The organism is Methylocystis sp., from assembly GCF_021731785.1.
Lineage (GTDB): Bacteria > Pseudomonadota > Alphaproteobacteria > Rhizobiales > Beijerinckiaceae > Methylocystis.
Map to the genome: position 1 here is coordinate 1 of NZ_JAKFWS010000019.1, position 18,303 is coordinate 18,303.

20 protein-coding genes and 1 pseudogene are annotated in these 18,303 nt (G+C 60.8%); 4 read left to right on the forward strand and 17 right to left on the reverse strand.

Annotated elements, in window-relative coordinates; genetic code table 11:
- A pseudogene (nifH, locus tag QZ964_RS04290) lies at positions 1–105 on the reverse strand (nitrogenase reductase); the annotation flags it as partial.
- A gap of 526 nt (positions 106–631) precedes the next feature.
- Here nifH and QZ964_RS04295 point away from each other — a divergent pair.
- Positions 632–1,486, forward strand: coding sequence for a folate-binding protein (locus tag QZ964_RS04295; protein WP_292529131.1), 855 nt, complete (start codon positions 632–634; stop codon positions 1,484–1,486).
- 55 nt (positions 1,487–1,541) lie between these two features.
- On the opposite strand, the gene QZ964_RS04300 is transcribed toward QZ964_RS04295, so the two are convergent.
- The 13 genes from QZ964_RS04300 to QZ964_RS04360 all read right to left on the reverse strand — a co-directional run bounded on the left by QZ964_RS04300 (position 1,542) and on the right by QZ964_RS04360 (position 13,851).
- Positions 1,542–2,300, reverse strand: coding sequence for a 4Fe4S-binding leucine-rich repeat protein (locus QZ964_RS04300; RefSeq protein WP_292529133.1), 759 nt, complete (start codon positions 2,298–2,300; stop codon positions 1,542–1,544).
- Positions 2,290–2,823: a tetratricopeptide repeat protein gene (locus QZ964_RS04305; RefSeq protein ID WP_292529134.1), complete on the reverse strand. Its 534-nt coding sequence runs from the start codon at positions 2,821–2,823 to the stop codon at positions 2,290–2,292. The genes QZ964_RS04300 and QZ964_RS04305 overlap by 11 nt, the downstream gene beginning before the upstream one ends.
- Positions 2,824–2,834: 11 nt before the next feature.
- Positions 2,835–3,173: an iron-sulfur cluster assembly accessory protein gene (locus QZ964_RS04310; protein ID WP_292529136.1), complete on the reverse strand. Its 339-nt coding sequence runs from the start codon at positions 3,171–3,173 to the stop codon at positions 2,835–2,837.
- 11 nt (positions 3,174–3,184) lie between these two features.
- On the reverse strand, positions 3,185–3,409 hold the full coding sequence (locus tag QZ964_RS04315; RefSeq protein ID WP_014892097.1) for a 4Fe-4S binding protein: 225 nt from the start codon (positions 3,407–3,409) through the stop codon (positions 3,185–3,187).
- 34 nt (positions 3,410–3,443) lie between these two features.
- A complete protein-coding gene (gene nifB / locus QZ964_RS04320; protein ID WP_292529215.1) occupies positions 3,444–4,955 on the reverse strand; it encodes a nitrogenase cofactor biosynthesis protein NifB in 1,512 nt (503 codons plus the stop codon).
- A gap of 309 nt (positions 4,956–5,264) precedes the next feature.
- Positions 5,265–6,509 (reverse strand): cysteine desulfurase, encoded by a 1,245-nt coding sequence (locus QZ964_RS04325; protein ID WP_292529141.1) that lies wholly within the window; start codon positions 6,507–6,509, stop codon positions 5,265–5,267.
- Entirely contained in the window at positions 6,506–7,834 is a 1,329-nt protein-coding gene (gene sufD, locus QZ964_RS04330) for a Fe-S cluster assembly protein SufD (RefSeq protein WP_292529143.1), read from the reverse strand. Before sufD ends, QZ964_RS04325 begins: the two co-directional genes overlap by 4 nt.
- Positions 7,835–7,837: 3 nt before the next feature.
- Entirely contained in the window at positions 7,838–8,596 is a 759-nt protein-coding gene (sufC, locus tag QZ964_RS04335) for a Fe-S cluster assembly ATPase SufC (protein ID WP_292529145.1), read from the reverse strand.
- A gap of 26 nt (positions 8,597–8,622) precedes the next feature.
- Entirely contained in the window at positions 8,623–10,110 is a 1,488-nt protein-coding gene (gene sufB / locus QZ964_RS04340) for a Fe-S cluster assembly protein SufB (protein WP_292529146.1), read from the reverse strand.
- Between the two features lie 12 nt (positions 10,111–10,122).
- Positions 10,123–10,860 (reverse strand): 4Fe4S-binding leucine-rich repeat protein, encoded by a 738-nt coding sequence (locus tag QZ964_RS04345; RefSeq protein ID WP_292529148.1) that lies wholly within the window; start codon positions 10,858–10,860, stop codon positions 10,123–10,125.
- 35 nt (positions 10,861–10,895) lie between these two features.
- Positions 10,896–11,090 (reverse strand): 4Fe-4S binding protein, encoded by a 195-nt coding sequence (locus QZ964_RS04350; RefSeq protein ID WP_014892091.1) that lies wholly within the window; start codon positions 11,088–11,090, stop codon positions 10,896–10,898.
- A 248-nt stretch (positions 11,091–11,338) separates the two neighbouring features.
- Positions 11,339–13,120, reverse strand: a complete 1,782-nt coding sequence (gene nifA, locus QZ964_RS04355; protein ID WP_292529150.1) for a nif-specific transcriptional activator NifA — start codon at positions 13,118–13,120, stop codon at positions 11,339–11,341.
- Positions 13,121–13,368: 248 nt separating this feature from the next.
- Positions 13,369–13,851 carry a hypothetical protein gene (locus QZ964_RS04360; RefSeq protein WP_292529152.1) on the reverse strand — a complete coding sequence of 161 codons (483 nt, stop codon included), beginning with the start codon at positions 13,849–13,851 and terminating at the stop codon, positions 13,369–13,371.
- A gap of 45 nt (positions 13,852–13,896) precedes the next feature.
- Here QZ964_RS04360 and QZ964_RS04365 point away from each other — a divergent pair, with 45 nt between their 5' ends.
- Positions 13,897–14,208: a DUF6156 family protein gene (locus QZ964_RS04365; RefSeq protein ID WP_292529153.1), complete on the forward strand. Its 312-nt coding sequence runs from the start codon at positions 13,897–13,899 to the stop codon at positions 14,206–14,208.
- 89 nt (positions 14,209–14,297) lie between these two features.
- Here the strand turns inward: QZ964_RS04365 and grxD are convergent, their stop codons facing one another.
- On the reverse strand, positions 14,298–14,639 hold the full coding sequence (grxD, locus tag QZ964_RS04370) for a Grx4 family monothiol glutaredoxin (RefSeq protein ID WP_292529155.1): 342 nt from the start codon (positions 14,637–14,639) through the stop codon (positions 14,298–14,300).
- 3 nt (positions 14,640–14,642) lie between these two features.
- Positions 14,643–14,885 (reverse strand): BolA/IbaG family iron-sulfur metabolism protein, encoded by a 243-nt coding sequence (locus QZ964_RS04375; RefSeq protein ID WP_292529156.1) that lies wholly within the window; start codon positions 14,883–14,885, stop codon positions 14,643–14,645.
- Positions 14,886–15,076: 191 nt separating this feature from the next.
- On the opposite strand from QZ964_RS04375, the gene QZ964_RS04380 reads away from it, so the two are divergent.
- Together QZ964_RS04380 and QZ964_RS04385 are read left to right on the forward strand one after the other, a co-directional pair.
- Positions 15,077–15,379, forward strand: a complete 303-nt coding sequence (locus QZ964_RS04380; protein WP_292529157.1) for a hypothetical protein — start codon at positions 15,077–15,079, stop codon at positions 15,377–15,379.
- Positions 15,380–15,576: 197 nt separating this feature from the next.
- Positions 15,577–17,604, forward strand: a complete 2,028-nt coding sequence (locus QZ964_RS04385; protein ID WP_292529159.1) for a thioredoxin domain-containing protein — start codon at positions 15,577–15,579, stop codon at positions 17,602–17,604.
- A 25-nt stretch (positions 17,605–17,629) separates the two neighbouring features.
- Here the strand turns inward: QZ964_RS04385 and QZ964_RS04390 are convergent, their stop codons facing one another.
- On the reverse strand, positions 17,630–18,256 hold the full coding sequence (locus QZ964_RS04390) for a bifunctional 2-polyprenyl-6-hydroxyphenol methylase/3-demethylubiquinol 3-O-methyltransferase UbiG (RefSeq protein WP_292529161.1): 627 nt from the start codon (positions 18,254–18,256) through the stop codon (positions 17,630–17,632).
- Positions 18,257–18,303 lie beyond the last annotated feature (47 nt).

The window sequence follows — 18,303 nt, forward strand, 5'->3', positions numbered from 1 at the left end:
AATGCGATGACCCAGCTCGGCCAAAGCCGCCAGTGTGTTCTGGGACGTCGTCGACTTGCCGATGCCCCCTTTGCCGTAAAATGCGATTTGCCGTAGTGACGACATGTCTGTCTCCTGTTGAGCCCTTAACCCTCTGTCGCAGCTCTCTTGCTGCGCATTGCGTTCGCTGCCGAGTTAGAGAAGGACTCTCCGACAAGAGGCTCTCTTCGACGGCCCTCGATGCTGTCGCGTCCCTTGGTTCGCAATGTCCATGCCAGCGATGTGGGGCAGGTTTGTGCAATTGATAATTGTTCTAATTCAATTGTTTGTGCGCCAGCAACGGCCGTGGCCCCAATGTCGAAAAGCTAACATCGACTGGTGTAGGCGATAATGTTGTCGGGCATTCGCAGGTCGTGGGTTCGACGCCGCGCGCGGACGAATTTGCGTGGAAATGGCGAGCGTCCGGGTCGCTTCTCTTGTCTCATTTTGTACTGAAGCCGTTGCGAAACTGCTGGCGTTCGACTGCGATCGACGATGACGATTTTGCCTCGACGCCAATGGCAAGATGGTTGCTTCCTGATCGGGCGTCCGGTGAAAGCCCGGCATACAGGACACAGCGCCACAGCGCGGGCGCGGTTGGAGCGCGATAACAATGTCAGCAGTCATCAGCCTGGAGGATCGCGGCGTTATCGAAATCGCCGGGGCCGACGCGACCAGTTTCTTGCATAATCTGGTCACCAACGACATCGCCAAACTTGCCTCGGGCGAAGCGCGCTATTGCGCGCTGCTCGCGCCGCAGGGCAAGATATTGGCCGATTTCCTCGTCTTCGCGGAAGGCGAAGGCGAGATGCGCCGCTATTTGCTCGATTGCCCGCGCGAGGTGGAGACGGACCTTCTTCGCCGGCTCGGCATGTATAAGTTGCGCGCGGCGGTGAAGCTCACGTCGAGAAGCGACGAACTCGCAGCCTTTTGCGTTCTCTGCGACGCGCGGCCGGAGATTTCCGCGCTGGCGATGGCACGAGACCCGCGCGCCGAGACGCTGGGCTGGCGACTGATCGCGCCACGCGACACAAATGCGGAGAATGCTCGCGAAGACGAAAATGCTCGCGAAGACTATGAAGCGGCGCGCATCGCCGCCGGGGTGCCGCGAGGCGGGGTCGATTTCGCCTATGGCGCGGCATTTCCGCACGAAGCGAACATGGATCTGCTCGCTGGCGTCGACTTCACCAAGGGATGCTATGTCGGCCAGGAAGTCGTCTCGCGCACCAAGCATCGCAACCTCGCGCGAAAGCGCGTAACGCCTTACCACGCGGAAGGCGAGGCTCCGGCGACTGGTACTAAAGTTATGGCGGGCGAGATCGAACTCGGCGTTGCGGGTTCGCACAGCGGCGACAAAGGCCTGGCGTTGATCCGCCTCGACAGGCTCGCCGACGCCCTGGCGGCCGGGACGACCCCCACTGCTGGCGGCGCGTCGCTCGAGTTCGTCGTCGGACGCGCCGCGAGTTAAGCCGCCGCAAACCTGATGCGGCAACGCCAATGGCGCCGCGCGGGCGCCAGGCATGTCAGCGCTTCGATGCCTCGCCCGCGAGCCGCTCGCGTGCCGCCTCCGCGACGAGCGGATCCCTGTCGTTGATCAAATGTCCGATTTCTTCCACGTTCAATCTCGTGGCGACGTAATGGCGCACGCGCCAATCGTCATCCTCTCTCAAATCCGACAATTGTTCCGGCGTCAACCTTTGAGCCGCTTCAAGACGCACATCGGCGTTCGAATCTCGACACATTCGCCCCAACCATTGGGCGTCAATCCGTTGCGCGACAATACGTCGGACTTCCACTTCCGGGTCATCGAGCATCATCACCAGCAGCGCCGGCGCAACCTTACGCGCGATCACGATCCGCACGTAATAATCCTCATCCTGCATCATCGGCAGAAGATCGGGATCGTCGAGCAGAGTGGCGACGCGGATGCGCACTTCGCGATGCGAATCATTGCGCAATTCGCATCGATAGCGCGCAGGCAGTCGCCGCACGGCTTCCCAGCGCACGGTTTCGTCGGGATCCGACAATAAGCGCGGCAAGAGAAATGGATTGGCGAATTTCGCTGCTATGGCGCGCACTTCGAAATGCGGGTGTGCAAGATAGCCGTCGGCGAACTCGGGATTCCAATTGAAGAAGCGATCGATGCGCCGCGCATATCGGTCATGCACGCAGGCTTTGCGCAATTCGCATCGCGCCGCGACCAGCAGATCTCGATGCGCGCAGTGCGCACAGTCGATATCCAATCCGCGCCAGTCGCGCGCTTCGTCGATCTCACGCGTCATCTTCAAGACCGATTCTGTCGAGAACGCCGAGAAGAACCTTGGTGCCAATCTTGTCGGTTGGATCGAGTTCAAGCAGCTTGGCGATGGCCACCCGGCTTTCCTCGAACTCGCCCAAGCGCATCTGCAAATAGGCGTAGCTCTTCAAGGTAAACAGGAAGAAGCGCGGCAGGATTTCATCGTAGCGATCGAAAACCGCGTCCTGCGCCGAAGCGCGTCGCCAATCCCGCGGCATGTTGTTTTCGCGCGTCGCCTTTTCGAGACAGCGATTGGCGATTTCCAATGCTTCTCGCAATCTGCCCTTGTAAAAGTAAAAGCGATAGAAACCGATCAACACGGCAGCGTGATCGGGAGCCCATTGCTGGGCCTGGCGTAAATAGCGCTCGGCCGTGTCAGAATCAGCGTAGGTTTCGCTGGCAAGATGAAGAAATTCTTCGGCTTCCGTCGGTAGACCTTCGCCAAGCAGCGCCCCGGCGAGAAGCTCTTTCTCGTCGGGGCTTAGAGCGGCTACCTCGCCATTCGCCATTGCGGGCGCCTTTAATGCACATGCTCCGCAATAGGAGTGCTGGCGCTCTTGCATGATCCAGTGTTCTTTGGATCATGAAAGACCAGCCCCCCGCTTAAAGCGGAATCGGCGAAATCAATCGCTACGCCGTCAAGCAGCAGGCGGCTTTCCGCCGGCAGAAAGAATTTCACGCCATCGACAATGAACTCCTGATCGCCGGCGCGCGGCGCGGCTTCGACGTCGAATAGCGCGCTGAGTCCCGAACACCCCCCAGGAGACACCATTAAGCGAAAGCCTCCGCCTGGGTTGGCGCTAAACTGAATCATTCGCCGGATGAATTTTTGAGCGGCCGGCGTGAGCGTAAATTTCATTGCTGGCCTCCTCAAGCCGGCGCTTGGTAACGCGGATAGGCGTTGTCGATCACGCAAGTGTTGTCGACCGGACAGACGGCGGCGCACTGCGGCGCGTCGAAATGGCCGATGCACTCCGTGCATTTCTTTGGGTCGATGACGAATGTGCCGTTTTTCTCGGTGATCGCCACATTCGGGCACTCCGGCTCGCAGGCCGAACAGCTCGTGCACTGTGAGGCGATGATCTTAAGCGTCATATCTTGCTCCTGGCTTGGTTCCCTGACGCCTCTCTCAGGCCGCGTTGATGAGGGCGCCCTGACGGATCTCGGCGTCGCCGCGCTCCTGATGTTCGATCTCTCCGCTGTTCACCTTGTCGAGATAGGCCTTGAACCAGGCGATCGCTGACTTCTCGATGAACTCATGCGCAAATTGATCGACGGGCTCGATCCCGGCTTTGATGAGATCGTTCTTCGGGCAGCCGCCGATTTTCGCGACGAACACCGCATGGCAGTCGTTGATGGCGCGGATGACCGTCTCCAGACTGTCCTCGTCGCCATATCCGCCCTGGCAGTAGAGATCGACCCGCCGATGTCCGACGAATTTCGCGCCCGAGGTCGAGAGCTCGTAAACCTGGAACTCTTTGGCGTGACCGAAATGTTCGTTGATGAGGCCCGAACCCTTCGTCGCGACAGCGATCAGCAGCTTGATGTCGCTCGCCGCGCCGGCCAGCGTCGCCAGTTCTTCCTGCTTCGCGGCAACCTTGGCGACGCGCTCTTCTTCGACTTTTTCTTGATAGGCCTTGCGGGACTCGAGGTCGTAGTCAACCTCTATGGCCATGATTTTTTCGGTGGTGAACTCGGCGCTGCGATCTTCGCCGAGCAGGCCAACGGCGTCGGCGCGGCACTGGCGGCAATGACGCATCATGTTCATCTCGCCTTCGCAGCTGTCCTGCAGCGCCTTCAGCTCTTGCGCCGACGGACCGCGCTGGCCGTTGAGGCCGAACACCGTGCCGTGCTCCGGGGCCGAGATCAGCGGCATGATGTTGTGCAGGAACGCGCCGCGAGATTTGACGGCCTTGTTCACTTCGACGAGATGCTTGTCATTGATCCCAGGGATCATCACCGAGTTCACCTTGCACAGAATGCCGCGCTCGGTGAGCATTTCGAGGCCTTGCAGCTGTCGGTCGGTAAGCAGCTTCGCCGCTTCGACGCCGGTGTAGCGCTTATGCTTCCAGAACACCCAAGGGTAGATTTTTGCGCCGACTTCGGGATCGACCATATTGATGGTGATCGTGACGTGATCGACGTTGTAGCCGGCGATCGTGTCGACGTGATCCGGCAAAGCGAGCCCGTTGGTCGAGAGGCAAAGCTTGATGTCCGGCGCGGTGCGCGAGATCAGATCGAACGTCTTGAAGGTCTTTTCCGGATTGGCAAGCGGATCGCCCGGGCCGGCGATGCCCAGAACCGTCATTTGCGGAATGGTGGAGGCAACCGCCAAAACTTTCTTTGCGGCCTGCTCGGGGGTCAGCTTCTCGCTGACGACGCCGGGACGCGACTCATTCGCGCAATCATATTTGCGGTTGCAATAGTTGCACTGGATGTTGCAGGCCGGCGCCACGGCGACGTGCATGCGCGCATAGTGATGGTGCGCCTCTTCGCTGTAGCAGGGGTGGTTCTTGACCTTCTCCCAAATCTCGGTCGGAAGGTCGCCCTGCCCGGCGCCCGAACCGCAGCTCGCCTTGCCGCTGCCGCCCGAGGTGCCGCAGCCCTTGTGCTCGGCGATTTTCTGCATCACGTCGTCCATGGCGACCGCCGCGTTCGCCCCCTCAACTGCCTCCGCCGTTCCAACATCCAGAGACGTCATGGCTTTGCTTCCTTCTGTCGCTGCAAAGTCGCCTGTGCCGACTCTCGGCTGAGACGGACCGATGCATCACTTTGGCGAAGGGATCGCAACAACCATGCCAGCGGCTAAACTACCGACCAACCATATAAATCAACACGTTATATCCATCCAACAATGTAAATATTCAAACACGTCCATACATTCTGCGGCGCGACACTTGTTACAGATTCAACATCGTCCATCTCATGGCCCCGCGGGGCGGCGCAGGACTCAGGCGAGCATCTGACGCGCTTTCCGTATGGACTGAACGAACAGGTCCACCTCTTCCCGCGTATTGTAGAGCCCGAACGACGCCCGGCAGGCGGCGGTGACGCCGAAGCGGTTCAGCAGGGGCATAGCGCAGTGGGTTCCGGCGCGGATGGCGATTCCCGATCGATCGATGATCGTGGCGATATCATGCGGATGCACGCCGTCCATGGTAAAGGAAACAATGGCGCCCTTCTCTTCCGCCGTGCCGAGAATGCGTATCGACTCGATCTCGCTTAATCGCTCCGATGCATATTCGAGCAATTCGCGTTCATGCGCCCGGATGCGCGACTTGCCGATCGAGTCAATGTAGTCGACCGCGGCGCCGAGCCCAATCGCCTGCACGATCGCGGGCGTCCCGGCTTCGAAGCGGTAAGGCAGATCTCCGTAAGTAATGCCCTCTTCCCGCACTTCCCGAATCATCTCGCCACCGCCGTTGAACGGACTCATCTCCGCGAGATGCGCATATTTTCCATAGAGAACGCCAATCCCGGTTGGCCCATAGAGCTTATGTCCGGTGACAACGTAAAAATCGCAGTCGAGATCCACGACGTCCACGTCTAGGTGCACTGCGGCCTGAGCCCCGTCGACGAGGACCGCGATGCCTCGCGCATGCGCGAGCGCTATAATTTCCTTGATCGGCGTCACCGCGCCCAACACGTTGGACATGTGCGTCACAGCGACGATCTTGGTGCGTTCGGTCAAAAGCTTTTCAAATTCCTCAAGAAGAAAATTGCCTTCGTCATCGACCTTGGCCCATTTGATGACGGCGCCATTGCGCTCGCGCAGGAAATGCCACGGCACAATGTTCGCGTGGTGCTCCATGATCGATAAAACGATTTCGTCGCCGGCGCCGATCCTGTCGCGCCCGAATGATTGCGCGACGAGATTTATCGCTTCCGTCGCGCCTCTTGTGAAGACAATCTCTTCCGAACGGCCAGCGTGCAGAAAACGCTGTAGCTTTTCGCGGGCGCCCTCATATTGCTCCGTCGCCGCATTGGCTAAAAAGTGAAGTCCGCGATGAACATTCGCATATTCGCCGGCGTAAGCGTGCTGAATACGATCGAGCACCACTTGAGGCTTTTGCGCCGACGCCGCATTGTCCAGATAGACGAGCGGCTGACCATGGATTTTTACGTCCAAAATCGGGAAGTCGCGACGCAACCGCGCGACGTCATATGACGTCTCGCTCACAGGCTGTGGGATCATTGTCGCAGTCTCAGCCGCTCGGAGACGAGAGCGGTTAAAGCCTCTCGAACGCTGCGTTTCTCCACGGCGTCGATCACTTCCCCGACGAAAGCTTCCGTCAGCAGCGATTGAGCTTCCGCCTGGCAAATCCCGCGCGCCATCAGGTAGAAAATCAAGTTCTCGTCCAGCGCGCCGACGGTCGAACCATGCGCGCACTGCACGTCATCGGCGAAGATTTCCAGCTCCGGTTTGCAGTAGGCCTGCGCCCCTTCGGACAACAACAGCGTACGGGCCATCATGCGCGCGTCGGTCTTTTGCGCGCCGGGCCGAACCAGGATCTTCCCCTGAAACACCGCCTGCGACGAGTTATCCAGCACGGATTTGAACAGCGCTTTGCTTTCCGAACGTTCCGCGGCATGGTCGAGGAACAAGGTCGCGTCGGCGTGTTCCTTGTCCTTCAATATGTTGGCGCCCCGCAATGCGGCATGGGCGCCCGGCTCGTTCAGAGCAATGAAGGACTGGTTGCGCAACACGCCTCCGCCGAGATTAAACCCGAAATCGCTGAGCTGCGCATCGGCGGCGAGCGAGGCGACGAAGGTCGAGACATGCATCGCGGCGGCGCCTTCGCGGCTGATCTTGAGCCGCTCAAGCGACGCGCCGCTTTCCAACACGACCTCGGTCGCGGCGTTCACGTGATATTCCTGTGTCGTTTCGCCCTCGAAGCTTTCGATCAGAGTCGCCCGCGCGCCTTTTTCAACGATGACGAGCGAGCGCAGGAAATAGGTTGCAGGCTGAGCGCCCGCGACGAAAACCAATTGTATCGGTCGGTCGATGCATGCGCCCGCCCCGACGCGGATGACGACGCCTTCGCCCATGAAAGCCGTATTGAGCGCGAAGGCCGGATCGTCGACCTTGCCGACTTTTCCGATCTGCGCGGTCGTCGCGGCGTCGCCCTTGGCCAAGGCCCCTGACAGCGACATCACGCTCAACCCTGTTTCCAAATCGCCAAGATCGGAAAGCCCCGGAACGAAATAGCCGCCGACGAAGACAATGCGCCGCGTCGCGACGCCGGCAAGTACCGCGGCGTTCTGCGCGCTTTGCTTCGCGCTGTCTTCCGGCGGCGTCGCCAGCGGCTTCACGTCACGCAGCAGCGCGCGCAAATCCGTGTATTTCCATGCCTCATCACGTCGATTGGGGAGGCCCGTCCTGGAAAAGGCGTCGAACGCCGCTGTGCGCAGCTTGGCAAGTTGCGGCGCCCCGGCGCTCTGTTGCGTGGCGAAGATTTCCGCCAGCCGAGCCTCGGCGTCGGTGAGTTTGCGCGTAGGCGTGGTCGGTGCGTGGCCCATGACTTACGCCGCCTCGGCTTGGTAGCGCGCGTAGCCCGTTTCCTCGAGCTCCAAGGCAAGCTCCTTCCCGCCCGTCCGCACGATGCGGCCAGCCGACTGCACATGGACGACGTCGGGCGTGATGTAATCGAGCAGGCGCTGATAATGGGTGATCACAACGATGCCCCTGTCCTTCGAGCGTAATTGATTGACGCCGTTGGAGACGACTTTCAGCGCGTCGATGTCGAGCCCCGAGTCAGTTTCGTCCAGGATGCACAGCTTGGGTTCGAGCAGCATCATCTGCAGCGTCTCGGCGCGCTTCTTCTCACCGCCGGAGAAGCCGACGTTCACTGGACGCCGCAGCATCTCCATATCCATGTCGAGGATCTTGGCGAGCTCCTTGACGCGCTTGATCAGGTCGGGCGAAGACATTTCCTCCTCACCGCGCTTCTTGCGCTGCGCGTTGAGCGCGGCGCGCAAAAAAGTCATCGTCGCGACGCCCGGCACCTCCAGCGGATATTGAAAGGCGAGGAACAGCCCCGCCGCGGCGCGTTCGTCGACGCTCATCTGCGAGAGATCGGCGCCGGCGAGCAGCGCCTGCCCCTCGGTGATCGTATAGCCCGGGCGGCCCGACAGCACATAAGACAGCGTCGATTTGCCCGAGCCGTTCGGCCCCATGATCGCATGCACCTCGCCCGCATTCACGGTGAGATCATAGCCGTTCAGGATCTGCTTGCCGGCGATCTCGGCCTTAAGGTCACGAATTTCCAGTAGCGCGGTCATTCCACAACTCCCAATCTGTTGAGGCGTCAGCCGACGCTGCCTTCGAGACTGACCGAGATCAGCTTTTGCGCTTCGACCGCGAATTCCATCGGCAGTTGCTGCAACACGTCGCGCACGAAACCATTGACCACCAGCGCGGTTGCATCTTCCTGCGACAGTCCACGCTGCATGCAGTAGAACAAGACGTCCTCCGAGATTTTCGAGGTCGTCGCCTCATGCTCGAACACGCAGGACGGATTCTTCGCTTCGATGTAGGGGATCGTATGCGCGCTGCAGGCGTCGCCGATGAGCAGCGAGTCGCAATTAGTGAAATTGCGGGCGCCTTCCGCCTTGCGATGCGCCGAGACGAGGCCGCGATAGGCGTTTGACGAACGGCCGGCCGAAATGCCCTTCGAAATGATGCGGCTCGTGGTGCCTTTGCCGAGATGGATCATCTTGGTTCCTGAGTCGACCTGCTGGCGACCGTTGGAAATCGCGATGGAGTAGAATTCGCCGCGCGAATTATCGCCGCGCAGCACGCAGCTCGGGTATTTCCAGGTGATCGCCGAGCCCGTCTCGACCTGCGTCCAACTGATCTTCGAATTGGCGCCGCGGCAATCGCCGCGCTTCGTCACGAAATTATAGATTCCGCCCTTGCCGTTCTCGTCGCCCGGATACCAATTCTGCACGGTCGAATATTTGATCTCGGCGTCGTCGAGCGTCACGAGCTCGACCACCGCCGCGTGCAATTGGTTCTCGTCGCGCTTGGGCGCGGTGCAGCCCTCGAGATAGCTGACGTAGGACCCGCGATCGGCGATGATAAGCGTCCGCTCGAACTGTCCGGTGTTCTTTTCGTTGATCCGGAAATAGGTCGACAATTCCATCGGGCAGCGCACGCCGGGCGGGATATAGACGAAAGAGCCGTCCGAAAACACCGCGCTGTTCAGCGTCGCGAAATAATTATCGGAAGTCGGCACCACGGTGCCGAGATATTTGCGCACCAGTTCGGGATGTTCGCGCAGCGCCTCCGAGATCGGGCAGAAGATCACCCCGGCCTTTTTCAACTCCTCCTTGAACGTCGTTGCGACGGAGACCGAGTCGAACACTGCGTCGACCGCGACGCGCGGGCGCTCTTCGCCCTCCGGGCGTTCGACGCCAGCGAGAATTTCGCGCTCATGCAGCGGAATGCCGAGTTTTTCGTAAGTACGCAGCAGCTCCGGATCAACTTCGTCGAGCGATTTCGGACCGGCGGTCGATTTCGGCGCCGCGTAATAATAGAGATCCTGATAGTCGATCGCCGGGTAATCAACGCGCGCCCATTTCGGCTCGGTCATCGTCAGCCAGCGGCGATAGGCCTCGAGCCGCCAATCGAGCATCCATTCCGGCTCGCCCTTCTTTGCGGAAATGAAGCGGATCACCTCTTCGGAGAGACCCTTGGGCGCGAGATCCGATTCGATGTCGGTGACGAATCCGTATTTATATTGATCGGCGCCGACACGGCGAACTTGTTCAACTGTCTCTTGCACCGCCGCCATTTCGCTCTCCGTTCACTGTTGCGCTTCGACAAGGCGCGCCCGGGCGAGGCGCCTCACTTCCGGATCAGGATCGTCGCGCAGACGCGCCAGCAATTCCGTTCCACATCGCTCCGCCACCAGGAAGCGGACTCGCAAATCTTCGTCGGCAACGAGTAGCCCCAACTGCGCTGGCTCCAACCGCTCTGCAATAATCATGCGCACGCGCGGTTCAGGGTCGCGCGCCATTGCCGGAAGCCTGTCGAGGGCGATCCGTCTCGCCGCTTCGCATCGCACCTGCGGGTCCTCATCCGTCGTCGCGCCGGCGAGAATATCGGGCGGCGCGCGACGCGCTGCAATCAGGCGCACGCCGCTGTCTTCGTCGAAAAGCAGTTTCACGAGGCCCGCGCCCTCGACTCGCTGGGCCATGGCCATGCGCACCTTGCGGTCCCGGTCGTCGATTAACTTTTCAGCGAGACGCAACGGCAGACGTTGCGCCACCATGGCTCTGACGTCCGGCTCTTCGTCGTCGATCAGCGCGCGCAATTGAAACACGCTCGCATATTTCACCGCGCCGACGCGCAGTTCAAAATAAGGATGGTCGAGATATTTGGCAGATTCTTGCGGACTGGCGGCGAAGAACCGGTCGATGCGCCGGGCCCGGCGATCGCGCACGCAAATCTGCCCGAGATCGCAAAGACCTTTCTCGCGAATCTCCACATGTGGACAATCGCGGCAGGACAGGAAATTTCCGAGCCAGTCGACCGCGTCCATGCGATGGGTCGCCCCGCTAGGCCGCACTTCTGAGGCTATGCCGGCACGCAAGTGTTTTCGACGGGACAGACGACCGCACATTGCGGCGTGTCGAAGTGCCCCTCGCACTCGGTGCATTTCTTCGGGTCGATGATGTACATGTCGTTCTTGAGGCGGATCGCCGCATTCGGACATTCGAATTCGCAAGCGCCGCACACTGTGCATTGTGAGGCGATGATTTTGTACGCCATGTCGCGATTCCTCATGGATTCACTGCAAGCTTGTCCCCTCCCTTCAAATCGCATGCCAGTCGTCAAACGGCCTGTCCAACTCAAGCGGCGGCTCGTAGAGTTGAACGCCGATAATCGCATGTGGGCCTGCAGGCGGGCGGCTCAAAGCCGATCTTTGCCTGCTCGACCCCTTTCTGGCGGGACGCTCGAGCCCGCGCAGCCGCATGAATTTGAACAAATGTCCTAAATACGACAATCGCCGGATGCGCTCAGATGCGCTTTATCTCGATGTTGTATTTCTTCAGCGCATAATTGACCTGACGCAGCGATAGGCCGAGAAGGCGCGCTGCTTTCGCCTGCACCCAGGCGGCTTTCTCCATGCCTTCGATGAGACTTTCCCGATCGATCATCTTGCGGGACGAGGCTATGCCGCGGCCTTCCTCCTCACCGGCGGCGTCGAGCGGCGGGCGAGGCTCCTCGGGGAAGGTCGGAACCGGCGCCGCTTCGGCGCGGCGCGCCGGCGCGATATCCGCTGGCGGCGCGGCGCGCATGTTGGCGGATTCGGGATATGTTTGCGGAAAGGCGCCGCTGGCGCTTCCGGTCCACAGCAAGGCCGACAGGCATTTGCCCGAGGCGCAGGCGAAATCGTGATCGACGATGGTTTCGGCGGGCGCCAAGGTCGCCGTGCGGCGCACGCAATTTTCCAATTCACGAACGTTCCCAGGGAAGTAGCAGCGTTGCAGCGTCTCGATGGCGCTCGCCGAGAGCTGGTGCTTTTGATCGTTTTCGCTGTTGAAACGCTCGATGAAATTACGCGCCAGCAGCGACACGTCGCCAGGCCGCTCGCGCAGCGGCGGCAGGAACACTGGCACGACGCTGATGCGGTAATAGAGGTCGGCGCGGAACTCGCCTTTGTCGACGGCCGCTTCGAGGTTTTTGTTGGTCGCGAAAACGAATCGGATGTTGACCTTCAAGGTCTTGGAGCCGCCAACCCGCTCGAATTCGCCTTCCTGCAGCACGCGCAGCAGCTTCGCCTGGAAGGAGGGAGATATTTCGCCGATTTCGTCGAGCAACAACGTGCCGCCATTGGCGAGTTCGAAGCGTCCAGCACGCTGTGCGACGGCGCCGGTGAAGGCGCCGCGCTCATGACCGAACAGTTCCGATTCGAGCACGCTTTCCGGCAGCGCGGCGCAGTTCACCTTGACGAAGGGCTTGGCGCTGCGGCGCGACAGGTCGTGCACCGCGCGCGCGAAAAGCTCCTTGCCAGTGCCGCTTTCGCCCCGTAGCAGCACGGTCGAATTCGACTTGGCGACGACGGCGATGGTGTTGAGCACCTCCATGATCGCCGGGCTCTCGCCGACGATGCCGGCGACATCCGGCCGCTCGCCACGGATATCCTTCGGCATACATGAGACCAGCGCCTTTTCAAGCGTGCTGCATTCGTTCAGCAGGCGCTGCCGATCGGCCGAAAACATCCGGTGCAGCTTCACCGTCTGGCCGATCAAATTGGCGATCATCGTCAAGAGGCGTAGATCGGCGTCGAAAGTGTAGGCGATGAACTCATCCGCTGTGCGATAGATCGACAAAGTCCCGACGACGCGGCTGTCGCTCTTGATCGCAACGGCAAGGAAGGAGACTCTCGGCCCCACCGCCTGGGTGATCGTCTCAGCCGCTGTCGCGAACAAGCTATCGTTGGTGACGTCCTCGACGATGACCGGCATGGCGGTGGCGACGAGCCGGTCAATCACCTTGGCCGGCAGAGTGTCGATCGGCTTGCTGTGATCGTGGCTGATCCAGCCCGAGGTCGCGACGATCTCCGGATTGCCGTGCTGATCGAGGATCGTGATCATCCCCAATTTCATGTCGAGAAATGAGCTGAGCACGCTGACGACATTGGCCAGCGTCTGCTCGAGGCGGGCCGGCGCAGTCAGAATTTTGGAGATTTCATAGACGCCGAGCAGCGCAGTGTCGGCGGACGGGGTTCTCGCCGGCGGCGACTTTACTGCCACGCCCTCGGTCGGCAACGAGCGTGAAGTCACTAAATGGTCCATGGCCGCCTTCCTTGCGAACGGCCGCCATCAGGCCCGAGCCCGGGCTCCGTTCGCACGTGCGAGATCAATTTTGATCGTCTCACACGAGTGATATTTGGCCTTATGCAAAAACCACGCAAAACGGTATCGTGTCGGACAAACGCAGTGCACAATGTTGGTTTTCCGACACGGGCTCCGGCAGAATGGCCGAAGGGTGACTTTTGCGCGATGCTTTGTTGGGATTTACGACATGATCGCGCCATGTGCATCTATTGCACACTGCCCTGCGCCAATTCTTCGATCACCTTCCAGCCGACGCTTCCCTGCGGATCGGCGCGGGAGAGGATGTCGAGATAATCCCTGGCGGTTTCGCGGCGGCCGCGCTTCAATTCGATAAAGCTCAGCGCCTTCAGCGTATAGAGCGCGAAGCGCGCCGGCCCGTCATGCGCTTCGGCCTGGGCCGGCCAGGCCGCGGGATCGCTCGGCCAACCCGCCTGTCGCGTGGCCTCCTTCATGCCTTCCGCGGCGACGTCGGCGGCGCAGTCGAGACTGCCCATGTAGGTGTGAATTTTGTATAGGCAGTAATAAGGCGCGAGTTCCTGCGGCGTCAGCGCCAGCGCTTGCTTGAAGAAGCTGTCAGCCTTTTCGGGGTCGGTCCGATAGGCGACGACGCCTTGCTGCAGGAGTTCGTTGGTCTTTGGATCGAGTTCGCCGAAGTTCACGACATCGGCGTCGGCGGACGGAGAGTTCATGGCCGGCTCGAAGCAATCACTGAGCCACTTGCGCGGGGAGACAACATGGAAAGCGTAGCGGCGCCGACGTTCAAATATTTTTTGAGCTACAGCGGCGTCAAGCTGCCGCTCAACATGGTTTCGCCGATCGGGGCTGACGCTCTCGAAAATCGCAACACTTATTTTCGCGCCAGCTTCGACGCCAGCGGTCGTATGATTACTTGCGAGAAGATCGTCTATGGCGAAGTCGAATTGCGCCACGCCTACCACTACCGCCCTGACGGCCGCCTCGCCCGCGCGCACATCGACATGGCGGGCGAAGAGACGGAGATTTTGTTCGACGAGAACGGCGTCGGCGCGGCGCGCAGCCTTGATTGAGATGCGCGCCTGTAGGCTTGAGGCCCGCTGCTTCGCCTGGACTGCGGGTAAGTTCGCAATCCACGGCGTCGCATCCGACGGCGCGTCCGTTATGCCTTGACGCTCTGCTTGTGCGCAATGCCTTCCTTGTCGAAGAGCGCCGTCAACTCTCCCGATTCAAACATTTCGCGCGCGATGTCACAACCGCCGATGAATTCGCCCTTCACATAGAGCTGCGGAATGGTGGGCCAATTCGAGAAGGCCTTGATTCCCTCGCGGACATCGCCGTCGGCGAGGACGTTGACCGCCGTATAGGGCGCGCCAATCTGATTCAAAATCTGCACGACCTGCATCGAGAAGCCGCATTGCGGCGCCTGCGGCACGCCCTTCATGAACAGCACGATGTCGGCGCCGTCGACGATGCCTCTAATCTTGGATGCGGTGTCGGTCATTTCTCACTCTCCTCGGGCCGGCGCTTGCGTCGTCAACGCCAGAGCATGCAGTTCGCCGCCAAGCCGTCCGCCGAAGGCGGCGTTGACCAGCTGATGCTGACGCACTCGGCTCAAACCTTGAAAGGCCGTCGACGTCACCGTCGCGGCCCAATGATCGTTGTCGTCGGCGAGCGCCGTCAGTTCGATCACGGCGTCGGGCAGCGCTGTCTTTATCAGACGTTGGATTTCCTCAGCGGGCATTGGCATGGCGTATTCCTGATCTTTCGAGCGCCTCTTGCCCTGCAAAAGCAATTTCGGCGCCTCATTCGGCGAAACCGCAGGTCGACGACGCCCAAATGGCATGCAGTTTGCGTGCGCGCCGGGCACGCGGTAATCGTCGCCTGGACGTTTAGGCGCGAGATCGCGCAGACAGCCAACAAACGAAAAAAGGGACGGGAATGATACGGGAATTCCGCTACAAGGGGGAAACATTCCGGGTGAACGCGCATGGCGCTCCCGGCCATGAAGAAGTGTTTATCATCCATTTGGTCAACGACGAGGAAATGGGTGAGATTTCGATCGACCGCATGACCGAGGAAAATGACAGAGGCGCGCCGATCGACGCCATTTGCATCATGCTTTGCGACAAGCTGATCGTCGAACAGGACATCGCCTGCGCCGACCCTGCCGGTGCTTTCGTCTGGGTGGAAGGCAAGCGCATCCGCGACGTGCTCCCGAGCAACGAAGCCGCCGCACATTGACGGACGCGCGGTGCCAGTGAACCCATCAAGGCGGGACCTAGCGCCGCGCGACTACTTCTCACCGGAAGCGCCTTTTCCGCCGCGCGCTTTGCGGCGCTCGCGAAGTCCATTGCGCTCCGCGGCTCGGCGTGATCCTCCAGTATCAATTGGCGCCTCGCGTCCGGCAGCTGGATGAAACGCGCACGGAGGGCCGCCCCATGAGCGTCGAGAGCAATAGGCTCGGTCAGGAGACCAGCCCCTATCTGTTGCAGCACCAGCACAATCCGGTGCACTGGCAGGCCTGGTCGGCGGCAACGCTCGCTCTCGCCCAGCAGTTGGGAAAGCCGATATTGCTCTCGTCGGGCTACGCCGCCTGCCATTGGTGCCATGTGATGGCGCATGAATCTTTCGAGGACGCCGAAGTCGCGGCGTTGATGAACGAACATTTTGTCAATGTAAAAGTGGATCGCGAAGAGCGCCCGGACGTCGATTATTTGTATCAGCAAGCCCTGATGATGATGGGCCAGCGCGGCGGTTGGCCATTGACCATGTTCCTTACGCCAGACGGCCAGCCCTTCTGGGGCGGAACATATTTCCCCCCGTTTGCACAAGGCGGAAGACCCGGTTTCGCCGAGGTGCTGAAAACCATCGCGGAGCTATGGCGCACCCGTGCGGATGCGATCGAGCATAACGTCGCCACACTTGGCGCAGCGCTGGCCGGCCTGTCCCAGACCGCATCAGGGGAAGCGGTTTCGCCCGAACATATTGAGACCATTTGCGATGAGTTGGAACAACGACTCGACCGCGTCGACGGAGGCTTCGGCGCAGCGCCGAAATTCCCGCAGACGACCAGCCTCGACTTTCTGTGGAGGGCCTGGAAGCGGACGGGCCGCGACTCGTTGCGCCGCGGCGTCGTCTTGACGCTCGATCATATTTCGCAAGGCGGCGTCTACGACCATTTGGGCGGCGGCTTCGCGCGCTATTCGACCGACAATCGATGGCTCGTGCCGCACTTCGAAAAAATGCTCTACGACAACGCGCAGCTCATCGAACTGCTGACGGAGGTCTGGCAAGACGAACGTCGCGAACTCTATCGCTTGCGCGTCACCGAGACGATCCAGTGGATGACGCGCGAGATGCGCGTTGACGGCGGCGGGTTCGCCAGCAGTCTCGACGCCGACAGCGACGGCGAAGAAGGCAAGTTCTACGCGTGGAGCGAAGCAGAAATACGGGAAGCTCTGGGCGCGCGCGCGCCGTTCTTCGAACCCGCCTATGGCGTCAGTCGCGAAGGCAATTTCGAACACGGCAGGTCGATCCTCAATCGCCTGGGATCGATCGAGTTGCTGGACGAGGACGCTGAGGCGGCGCTGGCGCGAGACCGCACCGCCCTGTTCGCGCTGCGCGAGCGCCGCGTCAGGCCAGGATGCGATGATAAGGTTCTGGCGGATTGGAATGGATTGACGATCGCCGCCATCGCGAAGGCGGCTTGCGTGTTTGAGCGGCCTGACTGGCTCGATCTCGCCATCGGGGCCTTCGATTTTGTGAACGGCGCGATGACGACCGACGATGGTCGTCTGCTCCATTCCTGGCGAGGCGGACGCGCGCGTCATGTGGCCGTCCTCGACGACTACACCGCGATGTGCCGGGCGGCGCTGGCGCTCCATGAAGCGACCGGCGCGCCGTCCTATCTCGCGTGCGCGCGACGCTGGGTCGAGCATGTCGAGCATCATTATCGCGACCAAAATGACGGCTATTTCTATACCGCCGACGATGCCGAAGCGTTGGTGGCGCGCGTGAAAATCGCCGATGACTCAAGCGTTCCCTCCGGCAATGGCGTGATGCTGCAGGTGCTGGCGCAGCTCTATTATTTGACGGGCGAGAGCGTCTATCGCGACCGCGCTGAGGCAATCGCGAAGGACTTTGCTGGAACAATTCGCCAACGCGTTCTTGGTTTTTCATCTTTGTTGAACGGCATGGAGATGCTGCGAGAAACCGTGCAGATTGTCGTGATCGGCGAAGCGGACGCCGCAGATACGGCGGCGCTGAAGAGAGTGATTTACGGCGTCAGCCGGCCTGGCCGGGTTTTGAGCGTCATTGCGCCCGGGGCCGCGCTGCCTCGCGCGCATCCGGCTTTCGGCAAAACCTTGCTCGGCGAGCGAACCACGGCTTATGTTTGCCGGGGAGCGGTGTGCTCGCTGCCAATCGTCGAGCCAGATGCGCTCGCGGCGGCTCTGCGCGAGACGTGACACACTTAACACGTAGCGCCGCCGCCTATTCGCGTCGCCATACGGTCGCCAACCAGGGCTGTTCGCCGCGCGGCGCGCCGCTAGGCCGGTAATAGCGCTCAAGCTCGACGAAGCCCGCCGCCGACCCGAATTGTCGCCAGCTTTCGGGGGTATGAAACACGCCATAGCGTCCGTCGCTCCATCCTTCCTGATTGGCGCCATGCGGAATGGAGCTGAACAGAATGCCCCCAGGTTTCAATGTGGCGCGGAGCGCGCGCAACACGCGCGGCAATTCGCTGCGCGGCACATGAAACAGCGACGCATTGGCGAAGACTCCGTCAAAGTGGCGTTCAGGCAAATCGAGCGCGAGAAAATCCTGCAGCCACACCTCGCAACCGCTGTGGATACGCGCCATTTCGACGAAGCGCGGCGCTCCATCAAGCCCGATCGCGACATGGCCAAGCTCGGCGAGCGCCCTCAAATCGCGTCCCGGCCCGCAACCGAAATCGAGCAAGGTGAAAGGAGGCTCACCGCGAATGTGGCTGAGCATCGCCGCGATATTTTGTGTGACGTCGTGGCCGCGTGTTCCCTCCCAGAAAGCTTCGGCGCGCTGATTGTAATGTCGCAACGTGCCGCCCGTGATCGCTTTCAAATCGTCCGAGCCTGGAGCCATTGCGGGGCCTCCGAACCTTCGTCTCGCCATCGCCGACGCGGCGAACA

Coding starts and splice junctions, on each gene's coding strand:
- QZ964_RS04295 (WP_292529131.1), top strand. CDS start 632: ATGTCAGCAGTCATCAGCCTGGAGGATCGCGGCGTTATCGAAATCGCC.
- QZ964_RS04300 (WP_292529133.1), bottom strand. CDS start 2,300: ATGACGCGTGAGATCGACGAAGCGCGCGACTGGCGCGGATTGGATATC.
- QZ964_RS04305 (WP_292529134.1), bottom strand. CDS start 2,823: ATGGCGAATGGCGAGGTAGCCGCTCTAAGCCCCGACGAGAAAGAGCTT.
- QZ964_RS04310 (WP_292529136.1), bottom strand. CDS start 3,173: ATGAAATTTACGCTCACGCCGGCCGCTCAAAAATTCATCCGGCGAATG.
- QZ964_RS04315 (WP_014892097.1), bottom strand. CDS start 3,409: ATGACGCTTAAGATCATCGCCTCACAGTGCACGAGCTGTTCGGCCTGC.
- nifB (WP_292529215.1), bottom strand. CDS start 4,955: ATGGACGACGTGATGCAGAAAATCGCCGAGCACAAGGGCTGCGGCACC.
- QZ964_RS04325 (WP_292529141.1), bottom strand. CDS start 6,509: ATGATCCCACAGCCTGTGAGCGAGACGTCATATGACGTCGCGCGGTTG.
- sufD (WP_292529143.1), bottom strand. CDS start 7,834: ATGGGCCACGCACCGACCACGCCTACGCGCAAACTCACCGACGCCGAG.
- sufC (WP_292529145.1), bottom strand. CDS start 8,596: ATGACCGCGCTACTGGAAATTCGTGACCTTAAGGCCGAGATCGCCGGC.
- sufB (WP_292529146.1), bottom strand. CDS start 10,110: ATGGCGGCGGTGCAAGAGACAGTTGAACAAGTTCGCCGTGTCGGCGCC.
- QZ964_RS04345 (WP_292529148.1), bottom strand. CDS start 10,860: ATGGACGCGGTCGACTGGCTCGGAAATTTCCTGTCCTGCCGCGATTGT.
- QZ964_RS04350 (WP_014892091.1), bottom strand. CDS start 11,090: ATGGCGTACAAAATCATCGCCTCACAATGCACAGTGTGCGGCGCTTGC.
- nifA (WP_292529150.1), bottom strand. CDS start 13,120: ATGGACCATTTAGTGACTTCACGCTCGTTGCCGACCGAGGGCGTGGCA.
- QZ964_RS04360 (WP_292529152.1), bottom strand. CDS start 13,851: ATGAACTCTCCGTCCGCCGACGCCGATGTCGTGAACTTCGGCGAACTC.
- QZ964_RS04365 (WP_292529153.1), top strand. CDS start 13,897: ATGGAAAGCGTAGCGGCGCCGACGTTCAAATATTTTTTGAGCTACAGC.
- grxD (WP_292529155.1), bottom strand. CDS start 14,639: ATGACCGACACCGCATCCAAGATTAGAGGCATCGTCGACGGCGCCGAC.
- QZ964_RS04375 (WP_292529156.1), bottom strand. CDS start 14,885: ATGCCAATGCCCGCTGAGGAAATCCAACGTCTGATAAAGACAGCGCTG.
- QZ964_RS04380 (WP_292529157.1), top strand. CDS start 15,077: ATGATACGGGAATTCCGCTACAAGGGGGAAACATTCCGGGTGAACGCG.
- QZ964_RS04385 (WP_292529159.1), top strand. CDS start 15,577: ATGAGCGTCGAGAGCAATAGGCTCGGTCAGGAGACCAGCCCCTATCTG.
- QZ964_RS04390 (WP_292529161.1), bottom strand. CDS start 18,256: ATGGCTCCAGGCTCGGACGATTTGAAAGCGATCACGGGCGGCACGTTG.